Consider the following 18449-nt stretch of genomic DNA (forward strand, 5'->3'; position numbering starts at 1 on the left):
CGCAGTCAAGCCCTCGCAACGCAGCCGGCCAATGCTGCGCCGACGTGGCTCAGAACGGCAAGCCGACATAGTTCTCCGCGAGCTGCCCGAGCGCCGCATCAGACGAGAACAGATAGCTGAGCTCGGTCCGCTGCAACTGGTCGTCATAGGCGAGGCGATCGGGGAAGCGGTGCAGCAGCATGGTCATCCACCATGAGAAGCGCTGCGCCTTCCAGATGCGCGCGAGCGCCTTTTGCGAATAGCCTTCAAGGCCCGTATCGTCGCCCTTTTTGTAGTGTCCGAGCAGCGCGTGATAGAGGTAGTAGATGTCGGACGCTGCGCTGTTGAGACCGCGCGCGCCGGTCGGCGGCACGATATGCGCGGCGTCGCCGGCGAGAAACAGCCGGCCATATTGCATCGGCTCGGCGACAAAGCTGCGCAACGGCGCAATGCTCTTCTCGATCGAGGGACCGGTGATGAGGGCTGCTGCGACCTGCTCCGGCAGGCGGCGTCTCAGCTCGGCCCAGAACAGGTCATCAGGCCAGTGCTCAGGTCGATCGGTGAGCGGCACCTGGATGTAGTAGCGGCTCAGCACTTGCGAGCGCAGCGAGCACAGTGCAAAGCCGCGCTGGTGCTTCACATAGATCAGCTCGGGCGAGACCGGCCTGGTGCGCGACAGCACGCCGAGCCAGCCGAACGGATAGACCTTCTCATATTCGCGCAACACGTCCTTCGGCATCGACTTGCGGCTGACGCCGTGAAAGCCGTCGGCGCCCACCACATAGTCGCAGTCCACGCGCAGCGTCTCCTCGCCCAGCCGACAGGTCACGAAGGGTGCATCGCTCTTCAGCTCGTGCAGGGCGACATCCTCGGCATTGTGCACGACCTTGCCGCCCAGGCGGTCGCGCGCATCGTAGAGATCGCGCGTCAGCTCGGTCTGGCCGTAGACGATCACCGAATTGCCGCCGGAATATTTGTGGAGGTCGACGTGATCGAGCACGCCGTCATGGGCGATGTGGAATCCCCGGTGGATCTCGCCCTCGCGATCCATGCGCTCGCCGCATTGCGCCTCGCGCATCAGTTTTGCGAATCCGTGCTCCAGGACGCCGGCGCGGATGCGGGAAAGCACATGCTCGCGGCTGTATTTCTCCAGGAGGATGGTATCGATGCCCTGCAGGTGCAGCAGCTGCGACAACAAGAGCCCCGACGGCCCGCCGCCGATGATACAGACCTGAACTTTCATTTTCGCGTCCTTCCGTGGCCGCACACTCGGCGAATCGCCGGGAGAAACCGATGGAGGGAACGGCCTTTGTCTTGTACAATTCGAACATGCGCGCGGCACGATCCAAAACATCGATCCAGGTCTACAACCTGTTCGGGGAGCAGGGCGATCTGCCCGATGTCGTGCATTGCGAGACCATCGTCTCGCGCGCCGCGCTGCACGACTGGACGCTCTCGGTGCATCGCCATGCGCGGCTGCACCAGGTGCTGCTGATCGAGCGCGGCGGCGGCGAGGCGACGCTCGATGGGCGCGTCTCGCCACTCAAGCCCATGACCATGGTCAATGTGCCTGTTGGCGACGTGCACGGCTTCAACTTCGTGCCGGCTACCGAAGGGTGGGTTCTCACCATCGCCGCCGAAGTGCTGGATGAGACTCTGCTGGCGCCGGAGGGCCTGCGCGCGGCGCTGTCGCATGCGGCGGTGGTACGCGGAACCCGCGAGATCCGTACGCTGATGCAGCAGATCTTTGCCGAGCATGCCGGGCGGCGCTTCGGGCGGGCGCATGCGCTGCGCGCGCTGTCGGCGGCGCTGATCGGGCTTGTGGCGCGCGAACTCGCCCGCGAGAGCGGCGTCTCGGCGGCGGCCGATTCGGAGCTGTTCCGCCGCTTCGAGGCCTTGCTCGAAGAGCATCATCTGAAGCGCTGGAGCGTTGCAGATTATGCCAAGGCGTTGTCGGTGACGCCGACGCATCTCAACCGCGTGACGCGTGCAGCAACCGGCGACACCGCCTCGCATCTGATCCTGAATCGGCTGATCCGCGAAGCGCGGCGCAATTTGGTCTATACCAACCTGCCGGTCTCGACGATTGCCTATGCGCTCGGCTTCGACGACCCCGCTTATTTCAGCCGCGTCTACGCTGCCGCCACCGGCCTTTCGCCGCGCGCCTTCCGTGCGCAAGTGCATGGCGGGGAGGGGTGATTACTCACACGTCGAGGAAGACAGTCTCTTCGGGGCCCTGCAGGTTGATCGTGAAGCTGTAGACCGTCTTGCCGCCGCGCTCGTTGCGCGTGGCGATCAGCGTCGACCGCCGCGCCGGCTGGTCGATCAGGTTGAGCACGGGATCGGCGGCGTTGGCGGCTTCCTCGTCGGAGAAATAGAGCCGCGTGTTCAGGCCGATATTGATGCCACGTGCCACGATCCAGACGTTGACATGGGGCGCGCAGCGCCGGCCCGCCTTGTCCGTGGTGACGCCGGGCTTGATGGTCTCGAAGGTGATCAAGCCACTTTCGAAATCCGAGCCGGCACGGCCCCAGCCGCGGAAATCTGCATCCAGCTCTCCGGACGAACGGTCGGCGGGATGGTTATAGCGTCCGGCCGCGTTGGCCTGCCAGATTTCCAGCAACACGTCGCGCAGCGGCGTGCCGGTGCCGTCGAGCACGCGGCCCTCGATCGTGATGCGCTCGCCCTTGGTGTTCGGCCCAACCAGGACGTTGGTAAAATTCTTCTCGAAAATGTCGAAGCCGGCCATGCCGGGGATCAGGCCGATATGGACATAGGGCCCGGCGGTTTGCGAAGCGGTTTCCTTCAGATAGTTGAGCGGTTGCACCATGGCTCAGTTTCCTTCCGGACGGTTCTCGAAAAAGGTCGAGCGGCTGCCGCGCAGCACGATGTCGAAGCGATAGGCGAGCGAATCAAGCGGCAGGCTCGCATTGAGATCAAGCGATGCAACGAGCCGGCTCAATGCCTCCGGGTCCGGGATCGTGGTCAGGATCGGGCACACCGGGATCAGGGGATCGCCCTCGAAATACATCTGGGTGATCAGCCGTTGCGCGAAGCCGGAGCCGAACACCGAGAAGTGGATGTGCGCCGGGCGCCAGCTGTTGACGAAGTTGCGCCACGGATAGGGTCCCGGTTTCACGGTGCGGAAATAGTAATAGCCGCTCGCATCCGTCAGCGCGCGGCCGCAGCCGCCGAAATTGGGATCGATCGGCGCGAGATAAGTGTCCTTTTTGTGCCGGTAGCGGCCGCCGGCATTGGCCTGCCAGAATTCGACCAGCGTGTTCGGCACGCCGCGGCCTGTTTCATCCAGCACACGGCCATGGACCACGATGCGCTCGCCGACAGGATCGCCGTCCTTGGCGTAGTTCTTGATCAAATCGTTATCGAGCGGGCCGATATCGTTGTGGCCGAACACCGGACCGGTGATTTCCGAGACCGAGCTTTCCAGCGACAGCAGCGCCTGGCGCGGCGAACGCAGCACCGAGGATTTGTAGCCGGGCGCATGCAGCGGCGGATGGATGGAGCGGTCGCGCTGGAAAAAGCCGCCATCGCCAAAGGACGGCGCAGGGCGGTTGTGGCGAACATCAGTGTCGGCGGCCTGGGCGCTCATGACGTGTTGTCTCCCTCTCGCGCCTTGGGAATGCGGCGCAATTGACCGGTGGAGGGTGCGCGGGCCCATTCTAAAAATAAATAGATGGATTATAATCAATTGCATGAAGGAAATTGATCATTTGTCCCTCGACGGCCATGCGCTCGCGCTGTTCCTCGCCGTGCTGGAGGAGGGCTCGGTGACGGCGGCCGCGACCCGGCTCGGGCTGACCCAGTCCGCCGTCAGCCACAGCCTGCAGAAGCTCAGGCGGATCATCGGCGATCCGTTGTTTGCCAAATCCGGGCGCGGCATCATCGCGACCGCGCATGCGCAGGCGCTCGCGGCAAGAGCGCGGGGCCTGATCGACGAGATGCGGAGCTTTGCCAGCGGAGCGAGCTTCGACCCGGCGAACGCGCGGTTGTCGCTCACCATCGCCGCCAATGATTTCCAGCGCGACCTGTTGTTGCCGAGCTTCTACCGGCGCGTCGCGGCTAAGGTTAAGAGCCTGAACCTGCGCGTCATTCCCTCGCAATCGCCGACGCCGGCAATGCTCCGCGAGAGCCGCTGCGATCTGTTGATCACGCCGCTGCCGCCCTCCGGCATCGATATCGTGCAGAAGCGGCTGCTGCAGGATCATTACGTCTGCTACTACGATGCCAAAGTGCGGTCGGCGCCGGCGACGCATGCCAATTATCTCGCGGCGCGTCACATCACCGTGGTCTACACCGACAATGAGCGGCTTGATTTCGACCGCAGGCTGGAGGCATCCGGTCTGCAGCGCGACATCGCGATCTCGGTGCCGAGCTTTTCCGGCGTCGCCGCCTTCCTGCGCGGCTCGGACATGCTGGCGAGCATGCCGAGCCTGTTGGCTCCTGACGTGGTGCGCGGCTTCGCCAGCGCGCGTATCCCGCTTCCTTCGCGTGCGGGGGCGCTGGCGAAACTGCCGATGTTCATGGTCTGGCACCAGCGCTACCAGAAGGATCCCGCCCATCTTTGGCTGCGCGAACAGCTCGAACAGACCTGCCGTCTGGTCGCAGCCGCGCCAACGGCGCAGGTTTGAATCGTGCAAAAGAAGGACGGGATTATCCATCCCGCGGGCTCCTCTACTAAGGCACTAGAAAAGACAATCGCCGCTTTGGGCAACGCGCTCTTGCATTCCTTGTACAAATGTACAAAGGAATCGTCAGCAGGACCGGACTGCGTGCGCGGCGCACGGAGGGGGACTGGAAAGCGTGTATCGGCGCCCTTTACGGGGTATGAAGGTACCGTATCTTCGGGGCTGGAGCCGATGCCACCACATCGAAACCGGTCCCGCAGGCACATCTATTGTCGCGATTGACAATATCACGGCGGCGGGACGCCATGACCTGCCGCTGCAGGCAAAAACAATGCAGGCCTGGGCGACACCAGGCCCTTGAGTTGAGGGCTCGACAGGCCGTTGAGGGAGGAAGGGTAGATGTTCGTTGCTGACAGGAAGCTCGCATGGTCGTTGCTCGGTGCTGCCGCCATCGGCGCATTGGCGCTCATGCCGGCGCGCGCCGAAGAGACGTTCAAGATCGGCCTGATTGTGCCGATGACGGGCGGGCAGGCCTCGACCGGCAAGCAGATCGACAATGCGATCAAGCTCTACATGAAGCAGCATGGCGACACCGTCGCCGGCAAGAAAATCGAGGTCATCCTGAAGGATGATGGCGCGCTGCCGGACAAGACCAAGACCGCAGCGCAGGAATTGATCGTCAACGAAAAGGTCAATGTCATCGCCGGTTTCGGGGTGACGCCGGCGGCGCTCGCCGCGGCGCCGCTTGCGACGCAGGGCAAGATTCCCGAGGTCGTGATGGCGGCGGGCACCTCCATCATCACCGAGAAGTCGCCCTATATCGTGCGCACCTCGTTCACGCTGCCGCAGTCTTCCACCATCATCGGCGACTGGGCGGTGAAGAACGGCATCAAGAAGGTCGCAACCCTGACCTCGGACTACGCGCCGGGCAACGATGCGCTCGCCGCGTTCAAGGAACATTTCACCGCCGGTGGCGGCGAGATCGTCGAGGAGGTCAAGGTGCCGCTGGCCAACCCCGACTTCGCGCCGTTCCTGCAGCGCATGAAGGATGCCAAGCCAGATGCTGTCTTCGTGTTCGTGCCCGCTGGCCAAGGCGGCAACTTCATGAAGCAATATGCCGAGCGAGGCCTCGACAAGGCCGGCATCAAGGTGATCGGGCCGGGCGACGTCATGGATGACGATCTCCTCAACGGCATGGGCGATGCCGCACTCGGCGCTGTCACCGCGCATATCTATTCCGCAGCGCATCCGTCCCAGGCCAACAAGGATTTCGTCGCCGCCTACAAGAAGGAATTCAACCAGCGCCCGGGCTTCATGGCGGTCGGCGGCTATGACGGCATCAACCTGATCTACGAAGCGCTGAAGAAGACCGGCGGCAATGCCGATGGCGACAAGCTGATCGAGGCGATGAAGGGCATGAAGTGGGAAAGCCCGCGCGGCCCGATCTCGATCGACCCCGACACCCGCGACATCGTGCAGAATGTCTATGTCCGCAAGGTCGAGAAGGTCGATGGTGAACTCTACAATGTCGAGTTCGAGACCTTCAAGGACGTGAAGGATCCGGGCAAGACGAAGAAGTGACGCGAAGCGTCATCCCGGGGCTGCGCCCCACACGCTCACGTCATGCCCGGGCTTGTCCCGGGCATCCGCATGGCCGGAAGCACGTGGACGGCCGGGACGAGCCCGGGCATGACGACCTACAGATAGCTCCATCGTATTTGGCTCAAACTCGGACCGCATGACCTCTATTCTCACCAACCTGTTCGATGGCGTCGCTTACGGCATGCTGCTGTTCGTGCTCGCCTGCGGTCTTGCCGTCACGCTCGGGCTGATGAATTTCGTCAATCTCGCGCATGGCGCCTTCGCCATGGCCGGCGGCTACGTCTGCGCGGTGCTGGTCAACCAGATGGGCTGGCCGTTCTTCGCCGGCCTGCCGCTCGCCTTCGTCTCGGCGGCCGCGATCGGGATCGTGCTGGAGCGGTTGCTCTATCGCCATCTCTACGCCCGCAGCCATCTCGACCAGGTGCTGTTCTCGATCGGCCTCGTCTTCATCTCGGTTGCCGCTGTCGACTACATCATGGGGTCGCAGCGCATCTTCATCAATTTGCCGTCGGTGCTCGAGGGACAGTTCGATGTGCTCGGCGTCGGCATCGGCCGTTACCGCCTCATGATCATCGTGATCTGCGGCTTGCTCACTGCCGGCCTGCAATTGGTGCTGGCGCGCACGCGCTTCGGCAGCCGGCTGCGCGCTGCGGTCGACGATCCTCGCGTCGCCTCAGGGCTCGGCATCAATGTGCCGCAGGTGTTCGCCTTCACTTTTGCCTTCGGTTGCGGGCTTGCCGGCCTTGGCGGCGCGCTGAGCGCCGAGGTCCTTGGGCTCGATCCATATTTTCCGCTGAAATTCATGATCTACTTTTTGATCGTGGTGACCGTCGGCGGCTCTTCCTCGATCACCGGGCCGTTCCTGGCCTCGCTGCTGCTCGGGATCGGCGACGTCGCCGGCAAATATTACGTGCCCAAGATGGGCCCGTTCGTGATCTACACGTTGATGATCGTGATCCTGATCTGGCGTCCGAACGGCCTGTTCGGTCGCACCGCGGCGCGGTGAGGCGACATGAGCGCCCCTGATGATGTCGGATATCACGCCAGGCGGCATGCGCGATGGCATGTCGGCGAGATCGTGTTCTGGGTGCTCGCACTCGCTAGCGCCTTCCTGTTTCCCTCGCGCTATCTGGTCATGACCGACATCGTGCGGCTCGGGCTGTTTGCGATGTCGATTGACCTGATCCTGGGCTATGCCGGCATCGTCTCGCTCGGCCACGCGGCCTTCTTCGGCGTCGGCGCCTATTCGGCCGGCCTGATGGCGCTGCATGGCGTCGTCACCGAGCCGCTGCTGGCGCTGGTCCTCGCCGGTTGCGCGGCCATGCTGCTCGGCTTTGTCACGAGCTTTCTCGTCATCCGCGGCGTCGATCTGACACGGCTGATGGTGACGCTCGGCATCGCGATGCTGCTCGAGGCGCTGGCCGAGAGCTTTTCCGGCATCACCGGCGGCACCGACGGCCTGCAGGGGATCGAGATGCAGCCGATCCTCGGCATCTTTGCCTTCGATATGTTCGGGCGGACCGGGTTCTTCTATTCGCTGATCGTGCTGTTCGTGCTGTTCCTGCTGGCGCGGCGCATCGTGCATTCGCCGTTTGGGCTTTCGCTGCGCGCGATCAAGAACAATCCGCTGCGGGCGGCTGCGATCGGCATCCCCGTGAACCGGCGGCTGATCGCGATCTACACGGTAGCCGCGTTCTACGCCGGCATCGCAGGCGCGCTGTTCACCCAGACAACGGCGCTGGCTTCGCTTGATGTGTTCGCCTTCGAGCGCTCGGCCGATCTGCTGCTCGTGCTGATCATCGGCGGCACCGGCTATCTCTATGGCGGCCTGATCGGCGCCGTCGTGTTTCGGATGCTGCAGGAAGTCTTCTCCACCATCACCCCGCAATACTGGCAATTCTGGATCGGGGTGGTTCTGGTCGCAATTGTCATGATCGGGCGCGCGCGGTTGCATCGCTGGGTGCTGTTTCTGCCGAACCTTCTCATCGCGCAGGTCGCAGGCCGCAAGGCCGCGGTCGCCATTCCCGAAGGCGAGGGACAATGACGATCGCGCTGGAAACGATCGGACTGGAAAAGCAGTTCGGCGGCCTGCGGGTGACGCGCGACCTCTCGCTGAAGATTGCGCAAGGCGCGCGTCATGCGCTGATCGGCCCCAACGGCGCCGGCAAGACGACGGTCATCAACCAGCTCACCGGTGTGCTCAAGCCCAATTCGGGACGCATCCTGCTCGAGGGGCGGGACATCACCGATCTGCCCGTGCACGCGCGCGTGCTGCGCGGCCTGTCGCGCACTTTCCAGATCAACCAGCTCTATGCGGATCTCACGCCGTTGGAGACGATCGGTCTTGCGGTCTCTGAAAGGCTCGGTCGCGGCGGCGACTGGTGGCGGGTGATGGGCACGCGCGACGACGTGAATGCCGAGATCGCCGACATTCTCGGCCGCTTCCATCTGCTCGATGTCATGAACGAGCAGACCGCAACACTCCCGTACGGCAAGCAGCGGCTTCTGGAGATTGCAGTTGCGATTGCCGCAAAGCCGCGCGTGCTGCTGCTCGACGAGCCCGCAGCCGGCGTTCCCGAGAGCGAGCGTCATGACATTCTCGCCGTCGTCGCCGCGCTGCCGCGCGACGTCACTGTGCTCCTGATCGAACACGACATGGACCTTGTCTTCTCCTTTGCCGACCGCATCTCCGTGCTGGTCAGCGGCGCGCTCCTGACCGAAGGCCCGCCGGACCAGGTGGCAAAAGACCCGCAGGTGAAGGCGGTCTATCTCGGCGAGGCCGCCGATGCCTGATCTGCTGACGATCGAGAATTTACGCGCCGGCTACGGCGAGGCAGTCGTGCTGCCGAACATGTCGCTGGGCATGCCGGAAGGGCAGGTGCTGGCGGTGCTCGGCCGCAACGGCACCGGCAAGACCACACTGATGAACTCCATCGTCGGTGTCGTCAGGCGTTTCGGCGGCAGCATCACGCTCGCCGGGCGCGATATCACCTCGTTTCGTCCCGATGAGCGGGCGCGTGCCGGCATCGGCTGGGTGCCGCAGGAGCGCAACATCTTCCGCTCCCTCACCGTGGAAGAGAACATGACCGCGGTGGCCCAGCCGGGCCCGTGGACGGTGGAGAAGATCTACGAGATGTTTCCGCGGCTGAAAGAGCGGCGCAGCAATTTTGGCAACCAGCTCTCCGGCGGCGAGCAGCAGATGCTGGCGATCGGCCGCGCACTCACCCTCAATCCCAAGGTGCTGCTGCTGGACGAGCCGACCGAAGGACTCGCGCCGATCATCGTCGAGGAGCTTTTGAAGGCGATCGGCAGCATTACCCGCGGCACGGGAATCTGCTCCATCATCGTCGAGCAGAACGCGCAAAAGATTCTGGGGCTCGCCGACCGCGTTGTGATATTGGAACGCGGTACCATCGTGCACGATGCGTCAAGCCAGGCGCTGAAGGCCGATCCCGCGGTGCTGGAGCGCCATCTCGGCGTGGCCGGCGCCGCCGCCACCGCACACTAAAATACGCTGAATATCGGGAGTGAGACCATGCAACGAGCAAAACCGCCTTTCCGCGCCGACGAGGTCGGCAGCCTGCTCAGGCCGCAGAAGATCAAGGAGGCGCGGGCCAAGCGGGAGAAGGGCGGGATCTCGCCCGAGGATCTGCGCAAGGTCGAGGACATGGAGATCGAGAAGGTCGTGCACAAGCAGGCCTCGATCGGTCTCAAGCTCGCGACCGACGGCGAGTTTCGCCGTTCCTGGTGGCATTTCGACTTTCTGGCCAAGCTGACCGGCTGCGAGCTGTTTCACCCGGAGACCGGGATCCAGTTCGCCGGTGTCGAGACGCGGCATGACGCGGTGCGCGTGATCGGCAAGCTCGACTTCCCTGACGACCATCCGATGCTCGACCATTTCCGCTTCCTGAAGAAGCATGCCGACATTGCTCACGTCGTGCCGAAGATGACGATCCCTTCGCCTGCGGTGCTGCACTTCCGCGGCGGCCGCAAGGCGATCTCCAAGGACGTCTATCCCGATCTCGACGCTTTCTACGAGGACCTCGCCAAGACCTACCGCAAGGCGGTGAAGGCGTTCTACGACGCCGGCTGCCGCTATCTGCAGTTCGACGACACCGTATGGGCCTATCTGTGCTCACAGGAGGAATTGCAGAAGTCGCGCGAGCGCGGCGACAATCCGGAGGGCCTGCAGAAGATCTATTCGCGCATCATCAATTACGCGATCGCGGAGCGTCCAGCCGACATGGCGATCACCACCCATGTCTGCCGCGGCAATTTCCGCTCCACCTGGATTTCCTCCGGCGGCTACGAGCCGGTGGCGGAGACCATGCTGGGCGAGACCAATTACGACGGCTACTTCCTGGAATACGATTCCGACCGCGCCGGCGGCTTCGAGCCGCTGCGTTTCCTGCCCAAGGGCAACAAAGTCGTGGTGGTCGGGCTGATCACCTCGAAGTTCGGCGAGTTGGAAAAGCGCGACGACATCAAGCGTCGCCTGGAAGAGGCCGCCAAGTTCGCTCCGCTGGAGCAACTCGCGCTCTCCCCGCAATGCGGCTTCGCCTCGACCGAGGAGGGCAATGTCCTCTCGGAGGAGGAACAGTGGGCGAAGCTCCGACTCGCGGTGGAACTGGCGCAAGAGGTGTGGGGGAAGTGACGCCTTCGTCATTTCGGGGCGATGCGCAGCGTCGCGAGCCAGGATGAGGCGGCGTATGGGGTCGATCTTGGTTGGCTCCAGGCAATAACCGGGGGCATCCACTGATTCTGGCGACCAACGGTCGGGGCGGGGTCACTGCCGTTTGAACCGCCCTCCGGCCGGGGTTGGTGTTGTTGGGCAAACAGTGGTAGGAGGTGTGGGAAGCCTGTAGCTGCCCACAACACTTTCCCAACGCGAATTCATGAAGAACGACGCGATTTTAGCCCAGATTTCCGACTTCTGCCGGCAGGCGGACATGGCGGAATCGACCTTCGGGCGCCGCGCGGTGAACGACGGCAAGCTGGTGCACCGGCTGCGCGAGGGCAAGCGCATCACCATCGATACGCTGGAGCGTATCCAGGCCTATATCGCGGCGTCCACCGGCGGCCCACCGCCGCCGCGCGGGCTGCAGGTGCCGCCCGAGAAGCGCGATCCCCGCGGCAATTTCCGCTTCTTCGAGAACCGTCAGAAATACCTCCTGTTCGTGCACACCTGCAGCGAAAAGCGGGTGATCGCCGATCGGATCGCGCTGGAATTGTCCTCGATCCATCCCCGCCCACCGGCCCTGCGGATGTTCGATGCCGGGATGGGCGACGGGACGGTGATGGCTCGGGTGCTTCGTGCGATGCACAGCCGCTTTCCCCACATGCCTTTTTACGTGGCCGGCAAAGAACTGAGCCTCGAAGATGTACGCCTGACCCTGGACAAGGTGCCGGACCGGCTCCTGGAGCACCCCGCCAGCATCTTTGTCTTCACCAACATGAACTATGCCGAGGCGCCCTGGCTCACGCCGGCTTCGCCCGCGGCCGCTGCCGGCATGATCTGGCAGGAGGTGGCGCTGCGCGGCGCCTCCTCAGGCGAATTCGAGGCCCAAATCGCCGATCTGCGAGGCTTTCTGGATTCGAACTGGCGCGCCAGCGTCAGCCCTCGCACGGGCATGCCGGTCTATGAACGCCCGATGGCGCTGGTCCTGTACCGCGAAGACCACCGCTTCCTGCTCGACGCTATTATTCCCAGAGCCGGCCGCACTGAGGCCAATTTCGACCTCATCATCGCCTCGCAGCCTTATCGGGCCAAATCTTCTGTGAATTTCCGCGCCAAGCGGATCATCGCGCCACTGGCGCGGGCGCTTCGTCCGGGCGGCCGGCTGATCGGCATCCACTCCCATGGGCAGGACCCGGGCATGGAAATCATCCAGATGGTGTGGCCAGGGGAAAATCCTTTCGTGGTGAGCCGGCACGAGCTGTTGCAGGCTGTGAAGTATGAATTGGGTTCCGTTGGGCGGGTGCTCAATTTTAATGCATATTCCGACAACCGTTCCGTTTTCAGATATGATATGGAAGCGCTGCCCACCGAGGTGACGGGTCCAATCGGCACCTCGACGGCCTTTGCAGCCTGGAATGCGGCGGTGTATGTCGCCCAGATTGAAGAGGACCGGCTGACGGAGACGGCTCACTCGAGCTTGGCTCTCGATGCCGCCAGAGAGGTTTTACGCAAGTACAACGGACTTTGGTTCTACGACGAATCCTACGTCATCTCGCGTCGGCGGGACTGACACTCCGGGACAGTTTGAAACAACCGCCATATCGGGCGGAATGAAGGGGATGCTTGATGCGCGCGTCTTATTTGTTCACCAGCGAGTCGGTCTCCGAAGGCCATCCTGACAAGGTCTGTGATCGGATCTCCGACGAGATCGTCGACCTGTTCTACCGCGAGGGCCCGAAGGCGGGCATCGACCCCTGGGCGATCCGCGCGGCCTGCGAAACGCTCGCCACCACCAACAAGGTGGTGATCGCGGGCGAGACCCGCGGTCCGAAGTCCGTGACCAACGAGCAGATCGAGGCCGTGGTGCGCGCGGCGATCAAGGACATCGGCTACGAGCAGGAAGGCTTCCACTGGGACACGTGCGACATCGATATCCTGCTGCACCCGCAGTCGGCCGACATCGCGCAGGGCGTCGACGCGCTGCAGCCGGGCGCCGCCAAGGAAGAGGGCGCAGGCGACCAGGGCATCATGTTCGGCTATGCCTGTAACGAGACGCCGGATCTGATGCCTGCGCCGATCTTCTACGCCCACAAGATCCTGCGCCTGATCTCTGAAGCCCGTCACGCCGGCCGCGAGAAGGTGCTGGGTCCGGACTCCAAGAGCCAGGTCACCGTGCAGTATGAGAACGGCAAGCCCGTCGGCGTGCGCGAGATCGTGGTGTCGCATCAGCATCTGGTCGAGGACATGACCTCGGAGCAGGTGCGTGAGCGGGTCGAGCCCTATGTGCGCGAGGCGCTGCCAAAGGACTGGATCAACGGCAAGACCATCTGGCACATCAACCCCACGGGCAAGTTCTATATTGGCGGTCCCGACGGTGACAGCGGCCTCACCGGCCGCAAGATCATCGTCGACACCTATGGCGGCGCAGCCCCGCATGGCGGCGGCGCGTTCTCAGGCAAGGACCCGACCAAGGTCGACCGCTCGGCCGCTTACGCTGCCCGCTATATGGCGAAGAACATCGTCGCCGCCGGTCTTGCCGACCGCTGCACGCTGCAACTCGCCTACGCCATCGGCGTGGCGCGGCCGCTCTCGATCTACATCGACACCCACGGCACCGGTAAGGTGCCGGAGGACCGGCTGGAGAAGGCGGCGGCCGAGGTGATGGATCTCACGCCGCGCGGCATCCGCTCTCATCTCGATCTCAACCGTCCGATCTACGCGCGCACCTCGGCCTATGGTCATTTCGGCCGCACGCCGGACAATGAAGGCGGCTTCTCCTGGGAGAAGACCGACCTCGTCGAGCCGCTCAAGCGCGCGGTTTGATTTCTCACCGTCATTCGGGGCGCGGCGACGGACGCGAACCCGGAATCTCCAGATTCTCAAGGTGCGCAATTGCGCACCTTGGTTCGGTCCTGCGGACCGCCCCGGAATGACATGCCAGCCAGACAGGAAAACTGCATGACCGCCACCGCCAAGAAGCCGGACTTCAAAGACTACATCGTCAAGGACATTTCGCTGGCCGAGTTCGGCCGCAAGGAGATCTCGCTGGCCGAGACCGAGATGCCCGGCCTGATGGCGACACGGGAGGAGTTCGGTCCGAAGCAGCCGCTGAAGGGCGCGCGCATCGCGGGCTCGCTGCACATGACCATCCAGACCGCGGTCTTGATCGAGACGCTGGCTGCGCTCGGCGCTGACATCCGTTGGGTCTCCTGCAATATCTATTCGACCCAGGACCACGCTGCGGCCGCGATTGCTGCCGCTGGCATTCCGGTGTTCGCCGTGAAGGGCGAGACGCTCGCCGAATATTGGGACTACACCGCCAAGCTGTTCGACTGGCATGGCGGCGGCACGCCCAACATGATCCTCGATGATGGCGGCGATGCCACCATGCTGGTGCATGCCGGCGTCCGCGCCGAAAACGGCGACACCGCCTTCCTCGACAAGCCCGGTTCGGAAGAGGAAGAGATCTTCTACGCACTGATCAAGCGTCTCCTGAAGGAGAAGCCGAAGGGTTACTTCGCGGAGATCGCCAAGAACATCAAGGGCGTCTCCGAGGAGACCACCACGGGCGTTCATCGTCTCTACGAGATGGCGAACAAGGGCACGCTGCTGTTCCCCGCGATCAACGTCAACGACAGCGTCACCAAGTCGAAGTTCGACAATCTCTATGGTTGCCGCGAGTCGCTGGTCGACGGCATCCGGCGCGGCACAGACGTGATGCTGTCGGGCAAGGTCGCGATGGTCGCCGGCTTCGGCGATGTCGGCAAGGGCTCGGCCGCCTCGCTGCGTCAGGCCGGCTGCCGCGTGATGGTCTCCGAGGTCGATCCGATCTGCGCGCTGCAGGCAGCGATGGAAGGCTATGAGGTCGTGACCATGGAAGATGCCGCGCCCCGCGCCGATATCTTCGTTACCGCGACCGGCAACAAGGACATCATCACCATCGATCACATGCGCGCGATGAAGGATCGCGCCATCGTCTGCAACATCGGCCATTTCGACAACGAGATCCAGATTGCGAGCCTGCGCAATCTGAAGTGGACCAACATCAAGCCGCAGGTCGACGAGATCGAATTCCCCGACAAGCACCGCATCATCCTTCTGTCGGAGGGCCGTCTCGTGAACCTCGGCAACGCGATGGGGCATCCATCCTTCGTGATGTCGGCCTCCTTCACCAACCAGACGTTGGCGCAAATCGAGCTTTTCGCCAACAACAAGGGTGGCAAGTACGAGAAGAAGGTCTACGTGCTGCCGAAGACGCTCGACGAAAAGGTCGCCCGCCTGCACCTCGCCAAGATCGGCGTGAAGCTCACCGAACTGCGCAAGGACCAGGCCGACTATATCGGCGTCAAGCAGGAAGGCCCGTACAAGTCGGATCACTACCGCTACTGAGCGACACGCGCGATTGCTGCATTCGCAATGGCCGGGCAACAGCCCGGCCATTTGCGTTTTTGGGACGCGTGAGAGTCGTCGCATTGTTCCACGCAGTGATGGTGGAGAGACACGCTCGGCAAGTTGATGACGGTGTGATGCAGTCCTCGACGGTGGCCTACGGACGATTGCCGAACTGATGCGCCGAGGCATCACTTTGCGTGACGTTTTCTTGAATACGGCAAGTTCCAGCCCTGTGCGCTTGAGGCGACTCGCGACTCGGAGTAGGACGTGACGGCATTCATTTAGTTCATGTTCCGATAAATTCTGTTCCGCATCGTTGTCGTCTGTCAGGATACGCACAGGACATGTACGTCCTTGCTTTAGTCACGCAGAAAGGCGGAAGCGGCAAGAGCACGCTGGCCGTAGGCCTTGCGGTGGCCGCAATGGAGAACGGCGAGCGCGTGGCGCTGGTCGAGGCGGACCCTCAGGGGACAATATGGCGATGGAAGGAGCGGCGCGGTGATAGCTACCCGCGCGTCGATCGCGTGAGCGATCCCGCCTATATTGAGCCGGCGCTGGCGCGCCTCAAGGCCGAAGGAACCTGGCTTGCCATCATCGATACCGCCGCGACCACCAATGCGGCGGCATTGCGCGCCATCGCACGCAGCGATCTCTGCCTGATCCCGGCGCGTCCGAGCCCGGCCGACATCGAGGCGGCGGTGCCGACGCTGATTGCGATTCGCAGGCTCAACCGGCGCTTTGCCTTCATCCTCAACCAGACGCCGGCGCGCGGCGGCCGCTTGAGCGAGGCCGCGACCTCGCTCAGTTCGCTCGGGCATCTCGCGCTGCCCTATGTCGTCCAGCGCAACGACCATCAGGACGCGCTGGGTGCGGGCCTGGGCGTGACCGAGTATGCCCCTGAGGGCAAAGCCGCGGAGGAAATGGTTGCGGTGTGGCGCTGGGTTCTGAAAAAGCTTGTCGAAGGGACGGTCGGTCATGAGCAAGACGCGAAACAGGCGGCCTACTGACGACAATGCCGTGCGCCGCTCGCTGGTGGAGTTGACCGCGGCCGTGCGGCAGGCCGTCGAGGATGGCTTGCTGGAAGTGCCTGCGAGCCGGGTGGCCGCGCTGGCGGAACATCCGCGGCTGGAGCGCGCCACGGAGAAGCCCGAACAAACTGACACGCCGGAGCCGCCGATCGCTCCGATCCGCACCGCGGCTGCGGAACCGCCGAAGAAGCAGGCATCGCGCGGCCGCGAAAGTGTGGCGTCCGGCAGCGCCGCCGAGATGATGGTGCAGATCGCCAAGGACTATCAGAACAACGTGCTCGACAGCATCAAGGCCGGTCTGAATGCCGCGTTGGACCATGCGAAGGATTTTGCGGAAACGAAGCGAGCGGGCGAAGCGGCGGGTGATATCGGTCCGGCGAACGACGGCGTGAACGCGCTCGACGCTGCCGTGGCGTTTCGCGCCGAGGCGATTGTATTGATGCAGGCGAATGTCGCCGCCACGGTGAATTATGCGCGCGACCTTGCCGGCACGCGAACAGCGGCCGAATTCGTCGAGCTCACGGCCACGCAGGCGCGCAAGAGTTGCGAGCTGATGCTCAAGCAGGCGGATGCGGTGAAGTCGCTGGGGCAGGCGGTCGCCAAGGACCGCACCGAGCGCAAGGGCTGATCGGCAGCCACTCGCCATCCGTCGTTTCGCGTATTCGCCTGTTGTTCCGAATCCTCCACGCTGCCGGCAGGGTTAACGTAGGGTTAACCGGCACGCTTTATGCTTCGAGGGCCGGGGCGGCTGCTCGAGAGGGAAGGGAAGCCCCATGGAAGCCCAGAGAATTGCGGTCGACGCCATCGTTGCGTTGACCGATTGTGACCGAGAGGCGGCGGCCGCCTTCATTCGCAGGCTCTATTTGGCTGGCGTGAAGGATCCGAAGCGGCTGACCTTCAAGGGCCTGCAGGCGCTGGCGCGAGGCTGATGCACCATTCACATCTGGTTTATTCCGGAAGATCGCACCCAAATGGGCCGACATTGGCCGGCTTCGCGGGTGGTGTAGCGCTTTACCATCTCTGGTCATCCATCTTGCCCCCATGGTATTGGGAGACGGAGGAGCGGCTGCCTTGCAAGCGCCGCTTGCACGACACGATCGGGCCCAAGGGGCTTGGGGCCACGGTCGCGCGGGGACGGACCATGTTAAAGCAGCTTCTCGCGCCGCAACTCGTAGGCGTGTATATTCTTGTGGCCTCGACGCTCTATGTGCATTTCCGCGGCAAGGAGCGGCTTCGATTCGCCCGGCAGCTCGGCGATCACTCGACCTATCTCGCACCCTATAACGTGCTGATGTACGCGGGCTCCGCTGTGCCGAACCAGCCGGTGATCCCGGTTGCGAGTTTCCCGGAACTCAACAAGCTCAGCGAGAATTGGGAGACCATCCGCGACGAGGCAGTGCGGCTGTTCGATGAGGGTTTCATTCGCGCCGCTGCCAAGAACAACGACTGGGGTTTCTATTCCTTCTTCAAGAGCGGCTGGAAGCGCTTTTACCTGAAATGGTACGACGACTTTTTGCCGTCGGCGCGAACGCTATGCCCTAAAACGGTCGAGCTGCTCAATTCGATCCCCAGCGTGCACGGAGCGATGTTTGCGATGCTGCCGCCCGGCGGGAAGCTCGGGGCGCATCGCGATCCCTTCGCTGGCTCGCTGCGCTATCACCTCGGGCTCGTCACACCCAATTCCGACAAATGCCGGATCTTGGTCGACGGTGTGCCCTGCGTCTGGCGCGACGGCGAAGCTTTCATGTTCGACGAGACCTTCATCCATCATGCCGAGAACGCGACCGATGTGAACCGCATCATCCTGTTCTGCGACGTTGAGCGTCCGATGAGATACGGCTTGCTCAGGCACATCAATCGCTGGGTCAGCCATCACATCGTCAAGGCATCCGCGACGCAGAATGTCGAGGGCGAGGACGTCGGCGTGCTCAACAAGGTATTTGGCAAGCTCTACGAGATCCACCTTCAGAGCCGCAAGGTGAAGGAATGGAACCGGAGCGTCTACTATACGCTGAAGTACACGCTGACGGTCGCCATCATCGGATTGATCGTGGTGTCGGCGTTCAGATAGGGGATTGAGCCGGCGCCGCATCCGAAGTGATGGTCGCCGCGCCGATCGGCCCG

18 protein-coding genes are annotated in these 18449 nt (G+C 63.3%); 15 read left to right on the forward strand and 3 right to left on the reverse strand.

Going from position 1 to position 18449, the window contains the following annotated elements; translation table 11 throughout:
- Positions 1-49 precede the first annotated feature (49 nt).
- A complete protein-coding gene (gene pobA / locus A3AI_RS0133370; protein ID WP_024519717.1) occupies positions 50-1222 on the reverse strand; it encodes a 4-hydroxybenzoate 3-monooxygenase in 1173 nt (390 codons plus the stop codon).
- A gap of 50 nt (positions 1223-1272) precedes the next feature.
- Here pobA and A3AI_RS0133375 point away from each other — a divergent pair, with 50 nt between their 5' ends.
- Positions 1273-2178: a helix-turn-helix domain-containing protein gene (locus A3AI_RS0133375; protein ID WP_024519718.1), complete on the forward strand. Its 906-nt coding sequence runs from the start codon at positions 1273-1275 to the stop codon at positions 2176-2178.
- Between the two features lie 4 nt (positions 2179-2182).
- Here A3AI_RS0133375 and pcaG read toward each other — a convergent pair whose 3' ends face one another.
- Positions 2183-2809: a protocatechuate 3,4-dioxygenase subunit alpha gene (pcaG, locus tag A3AI_RS0133380; RefSeq protein ID WP_024519719.1), complete on the reverse strand. Its 627-nt coding sequence runs from the start codon at positions 2807-2809 to the stop codon at positions 2183-2185.
- A gap of 3 nt (positions 2810-2812) precedes the next feature.
- On the reverse strand, positions 2813-3589 hold the full coding sequence (gene pcaH, locus A3AI_RS0133385) for a protocatechuate 3,4-dioxygenase subunit beta (protein WP_024519720.1): 777 nt from the start codon (positions 3587-3589) through the stop codon (positions 2813-2815).
- Between the two features lie 103 nt (positions 3590-3692).
- Between pcaH and A3AI_RS0133390 the strand changes: the two genes are divergently transcribed.
- The 14 genes from A3AI_RS0133390 to A3AI_RS0133460 all read left to right on the forward strand — a co-directional run bounded on the left by A3AI_RS0133390 (position 3693) and on the right by A3AI_RS0133460 (position 18396).
- Positions 3693-4628: a LysR family transcriptional regulator gene (locus A3AI_RS0133390; protein ID WP_036050497.1), complete on the forward strand. Its 936-nt coding sequence runs from the start codon at positions 3693-3695 to the stop codon at positions 4626-4628.
- A gap of 396 nt (positions 4629-5024) precedes the next feature.
- Entirely contained in the window at positions 5025-6206 is a 1182-nt protein-coding gene (locus A3AI_RS0133395) for an ABC transporter substrate-binding protein (protein ID WP_024519722.1), read from the forward strand.
- Between the two features lie 157 nt (positions 6207-6363).
- Entirely contained in the window at positions 6364-7233 is an 870-nt protein-coding gene (locus A3AI_RS0133400) for a branched-chain amino acid ABC transporter permease (RefSeq protein WP_024519723.1), read from the forward strand.
- A 6-nt stretch (positions 7234-7239) separates the two neighbouring features.
- Positions 7240-8271: a branched-chain amino acid ABC transporter permease gene (locus A3AI_RS0133405; protein ID WP_024519724.1), complete on the forward strand. Its 1032-nt coding sequence runs from the start codon at positions 7240-7242 to the stop codon at positions 8269-8271.
- A complete protein-coding gene (locus tag A3AI_RS0133410; protein ID WP_024519725.1) occupies positions 8268-9020 on the forward strand; it encodes an ABC transporter ATP-binding protein in 753 nt (250 codons plus the stop codon). Before A3AI_RS0133405 ends, A3AI_RS0133410 begins: the two co-directional genes overlap by 4 nt.
- Positions 9013-9735, forward strand: a complete 723-nt coding sequence (locus tag A3AI_RS0133415) for an ABC transporter ATP-binding protein (RefSeq protein ID WP_024519726.1) — start codon at positions 9013-9015, stop codon at positions 9733-9735. The genes A3AI_RS0133410 and A3AI_RS0133415 overlap by 8 nt, the downstream gene beginning before the upstream one ends.
- A 27-nt stretch (positions 9736-9762) precedes the next feature.
- Complete coding sequence (locus tag A3AI_RS0133420; RefSeq protein ID WP_024519727.1) at positions 9763-10881, forward strand: cobalamin-independent methionine synthase II family protein; 1119 nt, start codon at positions 9763-9765, stop codon at positions 10879-10881.
- A 241-nt stretch (positions 10882-11122) separates the two neighbouring features.
- Complete coding sequence (locus tag A3AI_RS0133430) at positions 11123-12475, forward strand: hypothetical protein (protein WP_024519728.1); 1353 nt, start codon at positions 11123-11125, stop codon at positions 12473-12475.
- Between the two features lie 56 nt (positions 12476-12531).
- A complete protein-coding gene (gene metK / locus A3AI_RS0133435; RefSeq protein ID WP_024519729.1) occupies positions 12532-13728 on the forward strand; it encodes a methionine adenosyltransferase in 1197 nt (398 codons plus the stop codon).
- A 135-nt stretch (positions 13729-13863) separates the two neighbouring features.
- Positions 13864-15294, forward strand: coding sequence for an adenosylhomocysteinase (gene ahcY, locus A3AI_RS0133440; protein ID WP_024519730.1), 1431 nt, complete (start codon positions 13864-13866; stop codon positions 15292-15294).
- A 347-nt stretch (positions 15295-15641) separates the two neighbouring features.
- Positions 15642-16304 carry a nucleotide-binding protein gene (locus A3AI_RS0133445; protein WP_024519731.1) on the forward strand — a complete coding sequence of 221 codons (663 nt, stop codon included), beginning with the start codon at positions 15642-15644 and terminating at the stop codon, positions 16302-16304.
- Positions 16273-16953, forward strand: coding sequence for a phasin family protein (locus tag A3AI_RS45555; RefSeq protein WP_024519732.1), 681 nt, complete (start codon positions 16273-16275; stop codon positions 16951-16953). The genes A3AI_RS0133445 and A3AI_RS45555 overlap by 32 nt, the downstream gene beginning before the upstream one ends.
- Before the next feature lie 145 nt (positions 16954-17098).
- On the forward strand, positions 17099-17254 hold the full coding sequence (locus A3AI_RS48960; protein ID WP_198030284.1) for a hypothetical protein: 156 nt from the start codon (positions 17099-17101) through the stop codon (positions 17252-17254).
- 212 nt (positions 17255-17466) lie between these two features.
- Entirely contained in the window at positions 17467-18396 is a 930-nt protein-coding gene (locus A3AI_RS0133460; protein ID WP_024519733.1) for an aspartyl/asparaginyl beta-hydroxylase domain-containing protein, read from the forward strand.
- The last annotated feature ends 53 nt before the right edge of the window (positions 18397-18449 follow it).

Source organism: Bradyrhizobium sp. Tv2a-2 (assembly GCF_000472425.1).
In the GTDB taxonomy this organism is placed as follows: domain Bacteria; phylum Pseudomonadota; class Alphaproteobacteria; order Rhizobiales; family Xanthobacteraceae; genus Bradyrhizobium.

Bases quoted from the DNA above. Each gene is read 5' to 3' on its own strand.
- A3AI_RS0133460 (WP_024519733.1), top strand. From the start codon at position 17,467: ATGTTAAAGCAGCTTCTCGCGCCGCAACTCGTAGGCGTGTATATTCTT.
- A3AI_RS48960 (WP_198030284.1), top strand. From the start codon at position 17,099: ATGGAAGCCCAGAGAATTGCGGTCGACGCCATCGTTGCGTTGACCGAT.
- metK (WP_024519729.1), top strand. From the start codon at position 12,532: ATGCGCGCGTCTTATTTGTTCACCAGCGAGTCGGTCTCCGAAGGCCAT.
- A3AI_RS45555 (WP_024519732.1), top strand. From the start codon at position 16,273: ATGAGCAAGACGCGAAACAGGCGGCCTACTGACGACAATGCCGTGCGC.
- A3AI_RS0133445 (WP_024519731.1), top strand. From the start codon at position 15,642: ATGTACGTCCTTGCTTTAGTCACGCAGAAAGGCGGAAGCGGCAAGAGC.
- pcaG (WP_024519719.1), bottom strand. From the start codon at position 2,809: ATGGTGCAACCGCTCAACTATCTGAAGGAAACCGCTTCGCAAACCGCC.
- A3AI_RS0133430 (WP_024519728.1), top strand. From the start codon at position 11,123: ATGAAGAACGACGCGATTTTAGCCCAGATTTCCGACTTCTGCCGGCAG.
- pobA (WP_024519717.1), bottom strand. From the start codon at position 1,222: ATGAAAGTTCAGGTCTGTATCATCGGCGGCGGGCCGTCGGGGCTCTTG.
- pcaH (WP_024519720.1), bottom strand. From the start codon at position 3,589: ATGAGCGCCCAGGCCGCCGACACTGATGTTCGCCACAACCGCCCTGCG.
- A3AI_RS0133390 (WP_036050497.1), top strand. From the start codon at position 3,693: ATGAAGGAAATTGATCATTTGTCCCTCGACGGCCATGCGCTCGCGCTG.
- A3AI_RS0133420 (WP_024519727.1), top strand. From the start codon at position 9,763: ATGCAACGAGCAAAACCGCCTTTCCGCGCCGACGAGGTCGGCAGCCTG.
- A3AI_RS0133410 (WP_024519725.1), top strand. From the start codon at position 8,268: ATGACGATCGCGCTGGAAACGATCGGACTGGAAAAGCAGTTCGGCGGC.
- A3AI_RS0133415 (WP_024519726.1), top strand. From the start codon at position 9,013: ATGCCTGATCTGCTGACGATCGAGAATTTACGCGCCGGCTACGGCGAG.
- ahcY (WP_024519730.1), top strand. From the start codon at position 13,864: ATGACCGCCACCGCCAAGAAGCCGGACTTCAAAGACTACATCGTCAAG.
- A3AI_RS0133375 (WP_024519718.1), top strand. From the start codon at position 1,273: ATGGAGGGAACGGCCTTTGTCTTGTACAATTCGAACATGCGCGCGGCA.
- A3AI_RS0133405 (WP_024519724.1), top strand. From the start codon at position 7,240: ATGAGCGCCCCTGATGATGTCGGATATCACGCCAGGCGGCATGCGCGA.
- A3AI_RS0133400 (WP_024519723.1), top strand. From the start codon at position 6,364: ATGACCTCTATTCTCACCAACCTGTTCGATGGCGTCGCTTACGGCATG.
- A3AI_RS0133395 (WP_024519722.1), top strand. From the start codon at position 5,025: ATGTTCGTTGCTGACAGGAAGCTCGCATGGTCGTTGCTCGGTGCTGCC.